The 16,387-nt window shown below is 71.1% G+C and carries 11 protein-coding genes, 2 pseudogenes and 2 riboswitches; of the genes and pseudogenes, 6 read left to right on the plus strand and 7 right to left on the minus strand.

Annotation, left to right across the window (positions count from 1 at the left end; genetic code table 11):
- Positions 1-132: 132 nt before the first annotated feature.
- From ABZ479_RS19705 to ABZ479_RS19725, 5 genes are read right to left on the minus strand one after another with little or no spacing between them, the layout of a single operon-like run.
- Complete coding sequence (locus ABZ479_RS19705; RefSeq protein ID WP_500462774.1) at positions 133-948, minus strand: ECF transporter S component family protein; 816 nt, start codon at positions 946-948, stop codon at positions 133-135.
- Positions 945-2,588, minus strand: coding sequence for an ABC transporter ATP-binding protein (locus ABZ479_RS19710; RefSeq protein ID WP_500462775.1), 1,644 nt, complete (start codon positions 2,586-2,588; stop codon positions 945-947). Before ABZ479_RS19710 ends, ABZ479_RS19705 begins: the two co-directional genes overlap by 4 nt.
- A complete protein-coding gene (locus ABZ479_RS19715) occupies positions 2,585-3,766 on the minus strand; it encodes an energy-coupling factor transporter transmembrane component T (protein WP_500462776.1) in 1,182 nt (393 codons plus the stop codon). Before ABZ479_RS19715 ends, ABZ479_RS19710 begins: the two co-directional genes overlap by 4 nt.
- 5 nt (positions 3,767-3,771) lie before the next feature.
- Positions 3,772-4,707, minus strand: a complete 936-nt coding sequence (locus ABZ479_RS19720; protein ID WP_500462784.1) for a hypothetical protein — start codon at positions 4,705-4,707, stop codon at positions 3,772-3,774.
- Between the two features lie 5 nt (positions 4,708-4,712).
- Positions 4,713-7,457: a prenyltransferase/squalene oxidase repeat-containing protein gene (locus ABZ479_RS19725; RefSeq protein ID WP_500462785.1), complete on the minus strand. Its 2,745-nt coding sequence runs from the start codon at positions 7,455-7,457 to the stop codon at positions 4,713-4,715.
- A gap of 352 nt (positions 7,458-7,809) precedes the next feature.
- Positions 7,810-7,882: riboswitch (cobalamin riboswitch) on the plus strand.
- 124 nt (positions 7,883-8,006) lie between these two features.
- On the opposite strand from ABZ479_RS19725, the gene ABZ479_RS19730 reads away from it, so the two are divergent.
- Both ABZ479_RS19730 and metE read left to right on the plus strand, forming a co-directional pair.
- Positions 8,007-9,419: a prenyltransferase/squalene oxidase repeat-containing protein gene (locus ABZ479_RS19730; RefSeq protein ID WP_500462777.1), complete on the plus strand. Its 1,413-nt coding sequence runs from the start codon at positions 8,007-8,009 to the stop codon at positions 9,417-9,419.
- 117 nt (positions 9,420-9,536) lie between these two features.
- Positions 9,537-9,753, plus strand: a riboswitch (cobalamin riboswitch).
- Between the two features lie 163 nt (positions 9,754-9,916).
- The gene (gene metE, locus ABZ479_RS19735) at positions 9,917-12,235 is read left to right on the plus strand and encodes a 5-methyltetrahydropteroyltriglutamate--homocysteine S-methyltransferase (RefSeq protein WP_500462778.1); all 2,319 of its coding nucleotides are present in this window, start codon (positions 9,917-9,919) and stop codon (positions 12,233-12,235) included.
- A 196-nt stretch (positions 12,236-12,431) separates the two neighbouring features.
- Here the strand turns inward: metE and ABZ479_RS19740 are convergent, their stop codons facing one another.
- Positions 12,432-13,529, minus strand: a complete 1,098-nt coding sequence (locus ABZ479_RS19740; protein WP_500462779.1) for a methyltransferase domain-containing protein — start codon at positions 13,527-13,529, stop codon at positions 12,432-12,434.
- A gap of 59 nt (positions 13,530-13,588) precedes the next feature.
- On the opposite strand from ABZ479_RS19740, the gene ABZ479_RS19745 reads away from it, so the two are divergent.
- Entirely contained in the window at positions 13,589-14,500 is a 912-nt protein-coding gene (locus tag ABZ479_RS19745) for a cobalamin-binding protein (protein WP_500462780.1), read from the plus strand.
- Here ABZ479_RS19745 and ABZ479_RS19750 read toward each other — a convergent pair.
- Positions 14,497-14,799 (minus strand): annotated as a pseudogene (locus ABZ479_RS19750) (DUF4430 domain-containing protein); the annotation flags it as partial. The gene ABZ479_RS19745 and the pseudogene ABZ479_RS19750 overlap by 4 nt on opposite strands.
- A gap of 113 nt (positions 14,800-14,912) precedes the next feature.
- Here ABZ479_RS19750 and ABZ479_RS19755 point away from each other — a divergent pair.
- The 3 genes and pseudogenes from ABZ479_RS19755 to ABZ479_RS19765 all read left to right on the plus strand — a co-directional run.
- Positions 14,913-15,185 (plus strand): annotated as a pseudogene (locus tag ABZ479_RS19755) (transposase); the annotation flags it as partial.
- 134 nt (positions 15,186-15,319) lie between these two features.
- Entirely contained in the window at positions 15,320-15,724 is a 405-nt protein-coding gene (locus ABZ479_RS19760) for a hypothetical protein (protein ID WP_500462786.1), read from the plus strand.
- Positions 15,721-16,152, plus strand: a complete 432-nt coding sequence (locus tag ABZ479_RS19765; protein WP_500462787.1) for a hypothetical protein — start codon at positions 15,721-15,723, stop codon at positions 16,150-16,152. Before ABZ479_RS19760 ends, ABZ479_RS19765 begins: the two co-directional genes overlap by 4 nt.
- The last annotated feature ends 235 nt before the right edge of the window (positions 16,153-16,387 follow it).

Raw genomic sequence — 16,387 nt, forward strand, 5'->3', positions numbered from 1 at the left:
AGGGATGCCTTCCCCATCACGGAGTTACGCCTATTGATACCCAAGCCCATGCGTATGCCATCAGACCGTGACCGGCGCGGCGGGCTTGCCGCATCCGATCTTGCGCCCCTCACCGCGCCGGCAAGGGGCGCTTCACAGTCCCTTGCGACGCTTCGGAGCGAAGCGGACGGGTGCCTGGAAGCGGGCGCGGCGGGCGGCGCGGCGGAAGGTGGTGAGGACGGCGGGACCGGCCAGGAGGACGCAGACGAAGTTGGTGACGGCCCGGCCGGTGTCCCAGCCCAGGGAGGTGGCGAGGTCGAAGGCGATGTAGCGGTGCCACTGCTCGGTGAAGGGCAGGCCGGGCAGGTAGGCGATGGAGCTGTTGGGGTCGAGGGAGAACGGCCAGAAGGAGAGGTTGAGCAGGAAGCCGAAGAGGTAGCCGGAGAGGGATCCGTAGACGGCCAGCATCAGGACTTCGCGACGTCCGGTGGCGCGGGGGAGGAAGCCGGCGAGCATGCCGACGAAGGCGCAGCCGAACATCTGGTACGGCATCCAGGGGCCGACGCCGCCGGTGATGAGGGCCGACGCGAACAGCGAGGTGCAGCCGAGGGTGAAGCCGAAGCCCGGGCCGTAGACCCTTCCGGCGAGGACGAGCACGAAGAAGACGGTCTCGATGCCGGCGGTCCCTGCGCCGAGCGGGCGCAGCGCCGCGTTGACGGCGGACAGGACGCCGAGCATGGCGAGCGCCTTGGAGCTGATGCCGCCCTCGGCGATCTCGGAGAGCACCACGCACAGCACGAGGACGAGCAGGACACCGAAGATCAGCGGCGGGGTGTAGGCCGCGCCGAACTTTCCGGGCGCGACGACGAACGGCCAGAAGAAGGCGACCAGTCCGAGGAACGCGGCGAGGGCCATGACGACGGCCACCCGGGGCGTGAGGCGGATGGCGGGCGCGGCGGAGAGGGTCATGGCATGTCACCGGCCTCGTCGGCGAGTGCGGTGGCGACTTGGCCGACGGTGAGGAAGGGGAGCGGGGCGAGGATCTTCGCGGTCTGTGGGGCGAAGACCGGTGAGGCGACGATGACGTCGGCCGTGGGGCCGTCGGCGACGATGTCGCCCTCGGCCATGACCACGACCCGGTCGGCGGCGCGGGCGGCGAACTCGACGTCGTGAGTGGAGATGACGACGGCCCGGCCCCCGGCGGCCAGGGCGTCCACGATGCCGATGAGTTCGGTCTTGGCCCGGTAGTCGAGGCCGCGCGTCGGCTCGTCGAGGAGCAGGATGCGCGGTGCCGCGGCAAGTTGGACGGCCAGGACCAGGGCCAGTTTCTGTCCCTCCGAGAGGTCGCGGGGGTGGGTGGTGTCGTCGATGCCGGGGGCCAGCCGGTCGAGGACGGCACGTGCTCCCTCGCCGGGGCCGGACTCGGCGTCGGCCTGGTCCAGTTCCTGTGTGACGCTTTCGAGGTAGAGGAGGTCGGCGGGGGTCTGCGGAACCAGTCCGACCAGGCGGCGTGCCTCGGCGGCGGACTTGGTGTGCGGGTCGGCCGCGGGCTCGGCGCCCGTCCCGGTCACCTCCACGGTGCCGGCGCGGCGGGGGCCGGAGCCCTGGAGTGCCCACAGCAGGGAGGACTTGCCGGAGCCGTTGCGGCCCATGAGTGCGGTGACCTCGCCTTGGTACAGGTCGATGTCGACCTCGCGAACGGCGGGGACCCCGCGGTAGGTCACCGTCACACCCCGTGCGGTCAGCAGCCGCTCCGGGTTCTGCGGTTGCGCCGACCGGACGGGCTTCGGGGTGTGCCCGGCCAGGCGGGTGCGCAGGGGGGTCGCGCGGCGCCGGGCATCGCGTACGGACAGGGGCAGGGGATCCCAGGCGGCGGCGCGGCCGAGTTCCACGATCGGGGGTGCGATGTCGGCCGTGCGCAGGATCCCGGCCGGCTCGCCGATGACCGCGCGGCCGTCTCCGGGCAGGTGGATGACGCGGTCCGCGTACTGCACGACCCGCTCCAGACGGTGCTCGGCCATCAGGACGGTCACGCCCAGGTCGTGGACGAGGCGGGTGACGGCGGCGAGGACCTCCTCGGCCGCGGTGGGGTCCAGCGCGGAGGTGGGTTCGTCCAGGACCAGGACGCGGGGGTGGGCGGTGAGGACGGAGCCGATGGCGACGCGCTGCTGCTGGCCGCCGGACAGCTCGTACAGGGCCCGGTGGCGCAGGTCGGCGAGGCCGAGCAGGTCCAGGGTCTCCTCGACGCGTTTGCGCATGGTGGCGGGCGGGATCGCCAGCTGTTCCATGGCGTAGGCGAGTTCCTCCTCGACGGTGTCGGTGACGAAGCCGTCGAGGGGGTCCTGGCCGACGACGCCGACGACGTCGGCGAGTTCGCGGGGCGGGTGGTGGGCGGTGTCGCGGCCGTCGACGGTGACCCTGCCGTGGAGGGTGCCGCCGGTGAAGTGCGGCACGAGGCCGTTGACGGCGCCGAGGAGGGTGGACTTGCCGACGCCGGTGTGGCCGACGACGAGGCAGAGTTCGCCCTCCTCCACCGTCAGGTCGACGTCGCGCAGGGCAGGGCCCGCCGCGTCGTCGTACTCGATGGTGACCTGGTCGAAGGTGATCACGTGGCGTCGGCCTTCTCGGTACGCGGCGCGGGAACCGCGGAGGGGTGTGCGCCTGGTGGCGGTGCGAGGAATCCGGCGGTGCCGGCTAGCAGGATCGCGCCGGTCGGTACCAGCGGGAGCGTGGGCCAGCTCAGCGGGTAGAACGTCGGGTTGAGCTGGGCGGGGTCGTAGCCGAGGCCCGCGAAGAGCAGCACGGCGGAGATCACGCCGCTGCCCGCGACGGCCCACTCCGGCAGCCGCCACGGGTCGGGCCGGTAGGTGGTGCGGGTGACGCGGCGTCCGCCCAGGCGCAGCCCCGCCACACACAGCACGGCCCCGGTGGCCATGGCGGGCAGGCCGAGGAAGCGGGGCGCGGTCGCGTCGAGGAGACCGTAGGCGCCGGCGCACAGGCCGCACATGCCGAGCAGCATCAATGCGCCGGTGAGGCGTCGGGAGCGGCGGGTGGCGGTGCCTGCGCGGCCGTAGCCGCGCGAGTCCATGGCGGCGGCCAGTCGCAGGGAGCGTTCGAGGGCGTCCTCCAGGACCGGGACGACGATGCCGCGCAGCGCCCGCAGGCCCTTGCCACGACCGGCCCGCAGCCTGCGGGCGCGCGTGACGCGTTGGACGCTCTGCACGAGTTGCGGTGCCACGCTGATGGCGACGGTGACTGCGACTCCGAGTTCGTACAGGGCGCCGGGCAGGATGCGCAGGGCCCGTTTGGGGTTGGCCAGGGTGTTGGCGGCGCCGATGCAGCACAGCATGCACGCCAAGCGGAGGCCGTCGGTGGCGGCGGACAGCACGGCCTCCAGGGAGACCGGGCCGCCGATCTGGATGCCGGCGTACCAGTCCGGGGTGGGGATGCGCGGCAGCGAGAAGAGGAAGTGGTCGTGCGGGGTGATGCCGGTGGCGAAGACGGCCCGGAAGACGACCCTGATCAGCACGACGGTCAATGCGAGGTAGAGGTAGTAGACGAAGCCGCGCGCCCAGGGCGCCTCGGTGCGCCGCGCGGTGACGACGTAGCCGAGGACGGCCAGGACGAGGACGAGCAGCAGCGGGTTGTTGGTGCGGCTGACCGCGGTGGCCAGGGCGAGCGCCCAGATCCACCAGGCGACGGGGTGCAGGGTGCGGGGCAGACGGCGGCCGCCCGTGTCCGGCCGGGTGCCGGGCACGGGCGGGGTCGCCACAGTGGTGCGGGTCATACGGGTCACTCGCTCCGATGGCGACGGCGTCCGGACACGACCGCGGCGCCGACGATCAGCGCCGCCAGCCCGCCGCCCGCGATCAGCGGCACGAATGAGCCCGCGTCGTAGCTCGCGTCGGCAGCCGGGGCCGCGTCGACGACCCGGGTGCTCGGGCTCGGCGACAGGGTGATCCCGGCCGGGGCCGAGCTGGGCGACGGATCCGGGGACGGGGTCGGCGATGTGCTGGGGGCCGAAGGCGTCGGCGACGTGGTGTGCTTGGGCGTCGGCTTGGGCGTGGGGGTGGCCTTGGACGGCTTCGCGTTCTTCGTGACCGGGACGGGGCCGGTGTCGGTGCCCGGCGGCAGGGTCGGCGCCTTGGCGGTGGAGGCCGGCTTGCCGGCGTCGCCCTGCGGCTCGGTGTTGTGGGCGCGCAACTGGTCGGGGGTGACGGTGGGGCGGCCCTGGGTCCCCTCGATGTTCGTGGCGCCGAAGGTCCACAGATCGACGCTGCCGGGCTTGGGCTTGTAGAGCATGGCGCCGAGCTGGCTGTACTCCCAGTCGTTCTGGCCGGGGTCGGCGTGCCAGTACGACCAGTAGGCCGAGGCGGGCGGGGTCAGGACGCAGTTGTCCTCCCGGGCGGTCGGGTGCTGCGTGCCGTTCTTGTAGCCGCTGTAGCTGATCCGGCAGATGAAGGCGGGGCCGTCGTGGCCGGTGCCGACCGTGCGCCAGCCGCCCTGGTTGAGCAGTTCGTAGCCGGTGGTCGGCGTGGTACCGCAGGAGCGGAGGATCGGTCCGCCCCAGTGGCTGAAGTCGACGGCGAGGACCGCACCGGAGGTGGTGGTGCAGCGGCCCATCGCCTGGGGGTCGGCGGCGGCCGGGGCGGTGGTCGCCCCGAGCGCCGCGAGCGTGAGGCCGAGCGCCCCGGCGAACCGGGCGGCCGTCCGCGTCAGGTCACGCAGCGCCTTCACTGTCCGCCTCCCGCGTCCGCGCGACGGCGGGCGACGACCACGGCGCGCCAGCCGGCCAGGACCAGGCCCGCGGAGAGCGCCGCGAGCACGCTCACCTGGACGCCGGTGGACGCCAGGGCGCCGCCACCACCGGTGCCACCGGTACCGCCGGTGCCGTCCGGCGTGATGACGACCGGGGTGCTGGTACTCGCGGTGGGCTGCGGCGAGGTACCGCTCAGGTCGCGGTCGAGCGTGCCGAAGGAGATGCCGGTCGCGCCGCCCACGGCTTGCGTGGAGGCCCGCAGGTCCGAGCCGCGCTGGCCCTCCTTGGCGACGTTGAAGCCGCCGTCGTCGTTCTGCTGCGAGGCCAGGAACCGCTGCGCCTTCGCGATCTCGCCGGCGTAGACGGTCGCGTCCAGGGACAGTCCCTGCACCGCCAGTGCCGCGGAGTTGACGGAGTTCCCGGCCGCGCCGGGGAAGCCGCCGTCCGGCAGTTGCTTGGACGCGAGCCACGCCAGCGCCTTGTCGACGGCCCTGTCCGCGCTCTCGCCGCCGGCCAGGTCCAGGGCCATGGCGGCGATCGCGGTGGAGTCCACGTCGGAGTCGTCGGTGGCGGGGATCAGGCTCGGCCAGGCGCCGTTGTCCTGCTGCAGGCTCTCCAGGTACGCGATCGGCTTCTCGGCCGCGGTCTTCTCCCCGGCGCGCAGCTGCGCCATGATCGCGAGGGACTGCGAGAACACCGACGGGGCGTAGGTGTAGGCGCCCTTGGCGGGGCACGAAGTGTCCGGGGCGGTGCTCGGTTCCGTGCAGACGGCCGTGTCCAGGGCGGCGATGAGGTCCTTGCCGCCGAAGTCGCGGGGGTCGCGGCCGACGGCCTCGGCCAGCAGGGCGGCCTTGCCGATCGATGCGCCGCCCGCGTACGGGGTTCCGATGCCGGTCCAGTCGTTGACCGTGCGGCCCTCGCCGTCCTTGCCTCCGTGGTCGAGGAAGTCGACGATGCCGCGCAGCTTGGCGTCGTTCAGGCCGGTCGCCGCCAGCGCGTAGGCGCCGTCGATCGTGAGGCCGAAGTCCGCCCGCTCGGTGCCGGGGCCGGCCGTGTAGTACTGGCCCTGCTTCAGGTTGTCGTCGCTGGTGAGGTAGGCGACGCCCTTCTTCAGGTCGGGCCCGTCACCGGCGGGGGTGCCGGGGCCGCCGGTCGGCGTGGGCGAGGTCGGCGGGTCCGTCGGCTCGTCGGGCTTCGCGGTGAGGTCGACGAGGCTGGTACGGGCTCCGGCGAGGACCGCGGGCGGCGCCGGGTACAGGGAGGACTCCGTGGCGCCCTCCTCGAATCCGAACCCGCCGTCGTCAAGTTGCTGCCGGGACAGCCACCCGACCGCCGCGTCGGCCAGGCCGGTGTCGCCGAGGGCGCGCAGGGCCTGCGAGGCCCAGGCGGTCGCGGCGACGCTGCCGGTGGTGGCGCCCGTGTAGCCGGGGAACGAGCCGTCCTCGCGCTGGGCCTTCTTCAGGTAGGCGCGGGCCTTGGCCACGGCGTCGTCGTGCCCGTCGGCCTTCTGGAGGACAAGGGCGACGAGTGCGGTGGTCGCGGGGTCGCCGTCGCAGAACTCGCCGGGGCGGATGAGGATGCTGGTGACCCCGCCGTCCTGGCACTGGACCTGGGTCAGCCGGTCCAGTGTGTCGGCCGGGGGCGTGACGCCCGCACGCAGGAGCGCCAGCACGGACAGGGCTTGCCCGTCGGTGTAGGTGGCGTTACGGAAGTCGCCCTTGGCGGTGCAACCGGGTGTCGGCTCGCCGGACTCGGGGCCGGCGGCGCACACGTTGCCCTCGAGGTCGCCGGTCAGGTCATGGCCGCCGAAGTCGGCCGGGTCGCCGCCGGTGACCTCGGCGAGGAGGGCCAGGCGGGCGGCGGCGGTGGCGTCGGGGGCCTCGTCCGTCCCGGCGGGGTAGGCGTAGTCGTCGGTGTGGGCGGCGAGGAACGCCGTGATCTTGTCGACGGTCTCGCTCTTGCCTTCGGCGGCGGCCAGCGCGTACGCCGTCTCGGTCGTCAGCAGGTAGTTGGGGGTTTCGGCGCCGTCGTCGACGATGCGCTCCCCGGCGGTGAGCTTGCCCCTGAGCCAGGCCGCCGCACCGTCCAGGTCGACGTCCCCCGGCTCGCCGGTGGGCTCGCCGGTCGGGTCCGTCGGGCCTCCGTCACCGCCTGCGCGGACGTCGTCGGGGCTGAAGGAGGGCTTGCCCGTGCTGCCACCGATGTCGGTGCCGCCGTACACCCACGCGTCGACGTCACCGTCGTGGAGCTTGCGGTCCATCGCCCCGAACTGGCTGTAGGACCAGTCGTCCTGGCCGGGTGCGGCGAGCCAGTACGACCAGTACGCCGTCGCCGGCGGGGTCAGCACGCAGGTGTCCTTGTCGGGAGTCGGGTACTGCGTCCCCGAGTTGAACGTGCCGAGGCCGATGCGGCAGATGAACGCCGGGCCGTCGTGCTCGGTGCCCTCGGTGGTGAAGCCGGCGTCGTGCAGGAGCTCGTAGCCGGTGTTCGGCGTGGTGTCGCAGCCGCGCTCCACGGTGCCGCCGAACGGACCGAAGTCGACGGCCACGATCGCGCCCCTGGTCCCGGTGCACTCGCCGATGGGGTCGGCGGCCGCCGACGGGACGGTGAGAAAGGTCACCCCGGCGCCCACCAGCAGGAACAGCGTGGATATCAAGGCCGGCAGACGCCGTGCTCCCCGCGCCGCCGCCCGTCCGTCTCTTCGCCTGTCGGTTCCCACCACGGCCCCTCGTCCTCGTCCCGGCACGGACCGGGTGTGGTTGAGGGGCCTCCACCGCGCGGGCAGGCCGCTGCCGGGTGAGACCGGTCGAACCACGCCGCAGTCCACGACGGCGTCTGTCGCTGTTGAACACGCTCCAGGCATTCCGGCTCGCCCGGACGGTGCCGGGCCTACGGTTGCGGGTCAGCGCCGGGTTTCGACCGGCTTCCCCTGGAACCACATTGCGTATCAGCCGGATTGCAGCACGCGACCGAATCCGGCGTCAAGAGCGCCTGCCCGGGGCAATGGCACGCGCCCGGGGCGGGGTTGGCGGGCCCGGCCGGGGTCGGGTAGCGTCCTCCGCTGCCGTGTGGGGGAACCCGGTGGGAATCCGGGGCTGACGCGCAGCGGTGTGGGACGGCGAGCCGTTCCGAGCCCGAATGCCCACGCGGTGCTGCACCCTTGGAAGCCGATCCACGCGACCCGGACGGCGGCCACGCCCGCTGCTCCCGGCGCAGATCGCGAGGGCCCGGCAACGTGGACCGGCGTCCCTCACCCCAGGAGCAGGCCTTGTCCCTCGCCACGTCCTTCCGCCGCCCGGCACTCGCCGCGGCCGCCGTGCTCGGAGCGTTCGTCCTCACCGCGCAGCCGGCGCTCGCGACGTCGACCCCGGCGCAGATCGCCACCTCGAAGACCAACGGCGTCGCTTACCTCAAGACCTTGCAGGCAGCCGACGGCTCGTACGCCGGCTCCGGCCTGTCCAACGAGTGGGCCTTCAGCGCCTTCGCGGCCGCCGGCACCGCCGCGGTCGACGTCACCCCCGGCGGAGACACCAGCAAGAACGCCAGAACCGTCTACCGCAACTTGCTGTCCACCACGGCCTGGCCGTCCGCCTCCCCGGTCGTGACCGACTACGAACGCGCCACGCTCAACGCCTACGCCGCCGGAATCGACCCGGCCCGCGTCAGCGCGTCACGCAACCTGGTCGCCGACGTCTACGGCTACTGGCAGACCGCGGAGACCGGCTACTTCGGCCCGTCCGCCAACTTCAACGGCACCGTCTTCGCCGCCCTCGCCCTGAACGGCGCCAGGACCCAGTCCGGCACGGCACGCATACCCCAGGCCCTGCGGGACGCCGTCGTCACCCGCATCCGCGCCAACCAGCACAACGACGGCGGCTGGAACTTCAGCAAGGCCGAGGGCAACCCCACCCAGCTCGCCGCGACCAGCGACATCGACATGACCGGCGCCGCCATGGCCGCCCTGTGCGTCTCCGGCGTCCCGAACACGGACACCGACATCGTGCAGGCCAAGGCGTTCCTGAAGAGCAAGCTCGTCGCGGGCAGCGGCGCCTTCAACGCCATGTTCGGCGTGAACACCGACTCCAACGGCTGGGCGGTGTCGGGCCTGAACGCCTGCGGCATCAACCCGCAGACCGGCGACTTCCTCACCTCCATGGGCAAGACCCCGGTCGACTTCCTCATCTCCCAGCAGTTCAACCCCGGCGGCGGCTTCAAGTACCTCCCGAGCGACACCTCCCCGCAGGCCTACGCCTCCATCGACGGGCTGCGCGCCGTGGCCGGCGGCGGTTTCACCTCGGCCCCGCCCGTCCCCAGCACATCGGGCGCCCCGCAGTGGGTGAGCCAGGCATCCTTCACCTCCGGCACGGCCACCAAGCTGGCGCTCACCGTGGACGACGGCGCGGGCAACCTCAAGGTCTGCTCCGTCACCCTCACCCCGACCGGCACCACCACCACGCTCGGCGCCGTCCTCGACGCGGCGGCCACCGCGGCCACGCCCTCCGGCTGCGTCACCTCCGTCACCCCGTCCTCCGGCACGGGAACTGTCACCGCCGTCAACGGCAAGGCCAACAGCGGATCCAATACCTGGAAGGTCAGCGTCGACGGCTCCTCCTTCGCCACCGCCACCCGCGGCAAGGTCGTCAACGTCGGCGACACCATCGCCCTGCGCTGGGGCGCCTGACCCCAGGGGTGTGGGCGCCCGCCGGCCAGGCGCCCACACCTCGCCCCGACCGGGAAAGTGGGGCACCCGCCATTCCGGAATGTGAGCGCCGCCGCCCACGGCGGGCGATTGACGCCTAGGGTGGCTGGTGCAGCTGGTTCGCCCCGTCCGCCAGGCGGGATGCGTCGTAAGAGGGAACCCGGTGGGAATCCGGGACTGCCCCGCAGCGGTGAGTGGGAACGACCGCCGTCATACGCACTGGGCCCGGCCGGGTCTGGGAAGCGACGGCCAGTAGGAGTCTGCCCCGGCAGACGCGCCCGCGAGTCCGAAGACCTGCCCGCTGCCCGTGCACGTCCACACGTGCGCGGACATCTCGGTGACCTCGAGGGCGGGTCGGCGTACACATCCGGCGGACGAGCATCCGCGCTCGCGCGCATCCTCCGTCCGGGTCGTGTCCCCCTTCGCGCTCCCGTCCCGTCGCCGGGATCTCAGGGAGTCATCTCGCGAAGGAGATATCCGTGACAGCGAAGTCCGCAGCCGCGGCGGCACGGGCCACCGTGTACGGCTACCCCCGTCAGGGCGGTAACCGAGAACTGAAGAAGGCCGTCGAGGGCTACTGGAAGGGCAGTGTCACCGCCGACGCCCTCCACGAAACCGCGGCCGATCTGCGCCGCACGAATTGGCGGCAACTCGCCGCAGCCGGCATCACCGAGGTCCCGACCGGCGACTTCTCGTACTACGACCACGTCCTTGACACCACGGTCATGGTCGGCGCCATCCCCGAGCGGCACCGCGAGGCTGTGGAGGCCGACGAACTCGACGGCTACTTCGCCATGGCGCGCGGCACCCAGGACACGGCGCCGCTGGAAATGACGAAGTGGTTCGACACGAACTACCACTACCTCGTCCCCGAACTCGGCCCCGACACTGTCTTCACCGCCGATTCATCGCGGCAGGTCGCGCAGGTGAAGGAAGCGATCGCTCTCGGTCTGATGCTGCGGCCGGTCCTCGTCGGCCCCGTGACGTACCTCCTGCTCGCCAAGGCCGCCCCGGGCGTCGCAGCGGATTTCGAGCCGCTGACCCTCCTCGACCGGCTCCTCCCGGTCTACGCGGAGGTCCTCGCCGACCTGCGAGCCGCGGGCGCCGGTTGGGTCCAGCTCGACGAGCCCGCACTCGTCCAGGACCGCAATGCAACGGAGCTCGGCGCCGCCGAACGCGCGTACACGAAGCTCGGCGCGCTCACGGACCGGCCGAAGATCCTCGTCGCGTCCTACTTCGACCGGCTCGGCGAGGCTCTGCCCGTGCTGGCCAAGGCACCGGTGGAGGGACTCGCGCTCGACTTCACCGAGGCGGCCGCAGCCAACCTGGACGCGCTCGCCGCCGTGGGCGGACTGCCCGGCAAGCGGCTCGTGGCCGGTGTGGTCAACGGGCGCAACATCTGGATCAACGACCTTGAGAAGTCCCTCGCCACCCTCGGCACCCTGCTGGGGCTGGCGGACCGGGTCGATGTGTCCGCCTCGTGCTCCCTGCTCCACGTCCCCCTCGACGCCGCCGCGGAACGTGACATCGACCCGCACATCGCGCGCTGGCTGGCCTTCGCCAAGCAGAAGACCGACGAGATCGTCACCCTCGCCAAGGGCCTGAGCCAGGGCACCGCGGCCATCGCCGGGCAGCTCGCCGCCAACCGCGCCGACCTGACCTCCCGCACGACGTCGCCGATCACCCACGACCCCGCCGTGCGAGCACGCACCGCCGCGGTCACCGAATCCGACGCCCGCCGTTCCCAGCCGTACACCGAGCGGGCGGCCGCCCAGCGCGCCCACCTCGGCCTGCCGCTTCTGCCCACCACCACGATCGGTTCCTTCCCGCAGACCACCCAGGTGCGCACTGCGCGAGCCGACCTCAAGGCCGGCCGGATCACGACCACCGAATACGAGGAGCGCATCAGGACCGAGATCCGCGACGTGATCGCCTTCCAGGAGAAGGCGGGGCTCGACGTCCTCGTACACGGTGAAGCCGAACGCAACGACATGGTGCAGTACTTCGCCGAGCAGCTCACCGGCTACCTGGCCACCCAGCACGGCTGGGTGCAGTCCTACGGCACCCGCTACGTCCGGCCGCCGATCCTCGCCGGCGACATCTCCCGCCCTGAGCCGATGACGGTGCGCTGGACCACCTACGCGCGGTCGCTCACCGACCGCCCCGTCAAGGGCATGCTCACCGGCCCGGTCACCATGCTCGCCTGGTCCTTCGTCCGCGACGACCAGCCACTCGGCGACACCGCACGCCAGGTCGCCCTCGCCCTGCGCGACGAGGTCACCGACCTGGAGAGCGCGGGCACGTCCGTCATCCAGGTCGACGAGCCCGCCCTGCGCGAGACGCTGCCACTGCGGTCGGCGGACCGCGCGGCCTATCTCGCCTGGGCCACCGAGGCCTTCCGGCTGACCACCAGTGGCGTGCGCCCGGACACCCAGATCCACACCCACATGTGCTACGCCGAGTTCGGCGACATCGTGTCGGCGATCGACGACCTCGACGCCGACGTCATCAGCCTGGAAGCCGCCCGCTCCCACATGCAGGTCGCCCGGGAGCTCGCCGCCCACGGCTACCCGCGCGAGGCCGGTCCGGGCGTGTACGACATCCACTCGCCCCGCGTGCCGGACGCGGACGAAGCTGCCGCCCTGCTGCGGAAGGGGCTCGAAGCCATCCCCGCCGAGCGGCTGTGGGTGAACCCCGACTGCGGCCTGAAGACCCGAGGCTGGCCCGAGACCCGTGCTTCCCTGGAGAACCTGGTCGCAGCGGCCCGTACCGTGCGCTCGGAGCTCTCCTCGTCCTGACGCGCCTGGCCGGCCGGGAGGGGTGTGTATCGCGCCCCTCCCGGCCCCAGCACCTACTCGCAGGCGTTCGGTGTCACCACGAGACGAACCGGTGCCGGACTCCCACCGGCTTCCGCTCTGCCGTCGTTCAATTTTCCTGGGTCTTGTAGTGCCATGCAGGCAGGTCGAGTTAGCGCATGGTCGGCCGCAGTCGGCCCTATTCTGCCTTTGTGGCGGTGGCCTTGAAGAAGGTGAGGTGGAAGGTGCCGCCCGGCTCTGCGACGCGCGCGAGATCGGCGGTTCCCTGCTTCCACTGGCACTGCGAGCCCAGGCCCACGGCGACCGCATCGTCCTGCAAAGTGGCGATCATCGGGTTGTAGACGTCGCGGATGAACGGCCGGGCTGTCGGGTTGGCGTCATCAGCGTAGACCAGGCGTGGCTCGACGCGGATCGCGTTGAAGCCGGCTCCGGCGAGGGCGGGATGGAGCCGACGGCCGTACTGGGCGTCGCCGCCCGCGAGAGCCTGAAGCAGGATCATGTTCTCGATCACGGCGCAGGCATCAGGGCTTTCGGGATGGAAGGCGAGGGTTCCGTTGTCGCCCTCGAAGACGGTCAGGGTCCCGCCGGGGTGCAATACCCGGCGCAGTTCCGTGAGAACGCGATGAGTGTTGGCCACGTGCTCCAGGACGAAGCAGACGAAAACGTGTTCAAACGATTCGTCGGGGAAGGGCAGAGCGGCGAGGTCGCTTCGGCACCATCGCACTCGATGGTGGCCGGACATGGCCTTGATGTGCGTACGCGCCCGAACCAGTGAACGTTGGTCCCGGTCCACGGCCACGACGTGAGCGCCAGGGCTGGAACGAAGAAGCCTTGCTGTCTGGCCTCCTACCCCGCAGCCGGCTTCCAGGACTCTGCTGCCGGGCGGGTAGACAGTGCCTTCATGGATGAGTGCGGCCATCGCCTCGGCCTGTTCAGTGAGCCTGCCAGCCTCGGTCTCAGAGTAGCCGTGGACGTACCCGCTGCTCGAAGTTCGCCTGTGACCATCGATGAGCATCGTGTGTTCTGCCATGAGTCCACCCCCTGGTTCGAGATCGGGCTTCGGACGACGGCCGTCTGTGTTGTAGCGCCGCGAGCCCAGCCAGCAAACGATCATGGCGGTGATAAGGACACGCGCCCGCGCAGGAGCATTGAGGAAGATGAACGGATCCGCCGGTGTTCGACTCTTACCGGCGGTAACTGCCCGCGATGCGCTGTACGAGTGCCGCTCAAGGCCGTGAACAAAGCCAGTGGCGAGATGCGGCTTGCCGTTCTTCACAGAAGGCGCTCATGCTGAGATTGCCCTGGCTGCCCTGCTCCCCGGCCTAGAGTCTGAGGATGCGCATCGTGTCCCTCCTCCCGGCGGCCACCGACATCGTGGCCGAACTCGGCCTGTCCACTCACCTGGTGGGGCGGACGCACGAGTGCGATTGGCCGGCTGAGGCGGTGGCCTCCGTTCCCGTCGTGACCGGTGCCGCGTTCTCGCCGGACGACCTGAGCAGCAGGGAGATCTCGGATGCCGTCGGAGGGGCCGCCCACTCCGGTTCCTCGCTGTACACGCTGGACACGGAGGCGCTCGCGGCCGCCGAACCGGACGTCGTGCTCACCCAGGACCTCTGCCAGGTGTGCGCCGTCTCTTACCAGCGGGTGAGTCAGGCGGTGCGCGTCATGGACACCGACACCCGAGTCCTCAGCCTGGAACCGCGCACCCTGGACGACGTCCTGGACTGCATGGTCACCGTGGGCGAACTCCTCGGAGTTCGTGAGCGCGCCGAGCGGCGCCGCGAGGAACTGCGCCACCGGCTCGACCTCGTGTCCCAGCTGACGGCCGGCCGGCCCCGCCCTCGTGTCGTGGCGATCGAATGGCTCGATCCCTTGTGGCCCGCAGGGCACTGGGTGCCGGAGCAGATCAGCCATGCGGGTGGGGAAGCCCTGATCGCGGCGCCGGGCGAGCACACCAAGCCCATGACGTGGGAGACCGTACGTGAGGCCCGGCCAGATGTCGTACTGGTGCTGCCGTGCGGCTTCGCCCCCGAACGGACGCTGCGTGAGAGGGAGACGCTCACGGCGCTGCCGGGGTGGGCCGACCTGCCTGCGGTGCGGGCGGGCCAGGTGTGGGTGCTGGACGGCCCGTCCTACTTCAACCGCCCCGGCCCGCGCGTGGTGCGCGGCGCGGAGGTGCTGGCCCACGTGCTGCACGGCGTGCGGGCCGGGGAAGCGGTGACGTCGTCGGAAGCGCGGCCGTTCTAGAAGGCGGTCCAGGTGAAGGCGACCTTGTCCCCGGCCTTCAGCTTGAACTGGCATCCGCCGACCGGCGTCGGGACGCCGTTGACGGAGATGTTCCAGTAGGCGACGCCGTTGCCGTTGACGTTCTTGATGGTGTCGACGGAGAAGTCGTCGAACGAGGCGTACCAGGTTCCGTCCCAGGTGAAGTGCCGCTTGCGGGCCGCGTCGTCGAGGGCGGCGGTCGGCGTCGGTACCGCACTGGGGTTGGCGCCACCGTTGGTCCCGTCGCATCTGTGCGTACCGCCGGTCACCGTCGTGACGTCAGCGGGTTGGACCTGATGCGGGGGTTTGCTCCGGCGTCTGGGTTGGTGCCCACATAGACAAACGGCCACCGGCTGATCTTCGAAGTGTCGAAGCCTCGAAGGAGATCAGCACGATGACCGCACCTGACAGTCTGCCCCTCCACGCGCTTGCCGAGGAGAACCTCGCCGCGGCGAGTCCGGATCTGTTGCGCGCGATGGTGAAGACGTTCGCCGACGCGCTCATGTACGCGGAGGCAGATGCCCTCTGCAACGCCGAATACGGGCAGGTCAGCGACGAACGCGTCAACCATCGCAACGGATATCGCCCGCGCGAGTGGGGCCCCAGGGCCGGCACCGTCGAGCTGGCCATGGTGCAATCTGCGCCACATCGGATGGCGAAGCGTCGTTTCGGGTGCACTGCTTGCCGGCGGGTAAAAACCTCTACGCTTGAGGATTGGAAGCCTCATCGGGGGTGCGCATGACGGCGGAGCAATGGCATTGGGTGGGTCCCTTATGCGCGTTCTTGGGGACTGTCGTCATTGTGTTCATCACCCTGATGGCGTCACGGGCTTTCGAGGTATGCCTCGCGACGGTGCAGGTCCGGCGAATGAACAGGCTGACGATGGAGGAGCTGCGCGCTCTGGCCCGTCGGGACAGCTTCGAAATGCGGAGGCTCTACGCGCACGCCGTACAGATGCTCGACAAACGCCGCCATCGGGATGTCGCTCTGCTGTGGCTCAGACGGCTTGCCGCTGCCGCGAGCCTGCAATCCCGCCAGGAGGTGCCAGGCCTCGGCGTTCTGGCAGAGAAGCCGCTGGCCCCGGAGGCCGCGGTCAGCGTGGTCGAAGGTTTTGACAAGATCTTCAAGGCGCTTGGCCCGCCGCCCGAGGGCATGCCTTTCTCTCGACTGCCGGCACACGACGGGGGCGGGGGTAGCCGGCGGTGACCAACGAGATCGGGGATGCCACGCGGCATCCGAGCGGCCTTGAGCTCGCCCTCCAATGGGCGCAACTCCCCAGCGAGCATCTCGAAGTTGCGCTCAAGGCGTTGGAGCCACAACTGGTTCGTGAGCACGAGCACAACATGGAGGTCCTGCGCCTTCAGACGCAGGAAGCGGATGCCCGCCGCAGCCACATCCTCTACCTCATTGGCTTGGTTGCGGGCTTCGTCCTGTGCGCTGGATCGATTGCTGGTGCAGTGACTGTGGGGTTGGCCGGTCACGAGTGGCTGGCAGCCATGCTCTCGGGGCCCAGCATTCTCGCGCTGGCGACCCTCTTTGTGCTCCGCCGCACCGACAACGCGCAAACACGGGCTGTAGCACAAGCGCAACGGCAAGCGCTCACGGCTCTCGGGCAGCTTCCGCCGCTGCAGTGATTCGGCTGACCTTCGTGGCCGCGACCTGCACGGCAAACAACTACCCGCCCCTAGATGGAAACTAGCGGCTTTACCTTTCCCTTGCCGGGGTGCTTGATCGAGCTGATGGTTGGCTTCTTGTAGCTGAAGGCTGCCGGTGTTGACCCGGCCGTCGGAGAGGGTGACCTCGACGCGGTCGCCGACCCGCTTGACGGCCTCGGCGCGCGAGCGGGCCATGACGTTCATGCCGCGGCGG

The sequence above is a fragment of the Streptomyces sp. NPDC005722 genome (genome assembly GCF_040630935.1).
Taxonomy (GTDB): Bacteria; Actinomycetota; Actinomycetes; order Streptomycetales; family Streptomycetaceae; genus Actinacidiphila.